Here is a 348-nt window from a genome sequence, read left to right on the forward strand (position 1 = left end):
AAATAATCTTCTTTGGTGTCAATATCCAACCCCCATTTGCTTTCAGATATATCTAAATAATAGACTTCGTCTTTATTATCTTTGATTATATTCCTTCCCCCAATATCTCCGGTAATTCTAAGAAAATCATCTTTCCAATTTGAGCCGAAAATAACAGGATTACCTCTTTCACCATCATATCTTGGAACGATAATACTTTCTTTTCTATTATTGAATGTTGTTATCAAATCTTCAACAACATGAGAATTAACAAAAGGTTGATCGCCATTGATAAACATATATGCATCTGTTTCAGTAGCTTTCATAATAGCACATTTAATTGAACTGCTCATACCTGTTATAGCTGAT

The 348-nt window shown here is 31.3% G+C and carries 1 protein-coding gene; it reads right to left on the bottom strand.

Annotated features, from left to right (window positions below):
* Positions 1–348: nucleotidyltransferase family protein (locus ACX6CF_RS26560; protein WP_458788391.1), on the bottom strand; the 348-nt coding region annotated here is incomplete at both ends.

It is taken from the genome of Vallitalea sediminicola, from assembly GCF_054408565.1.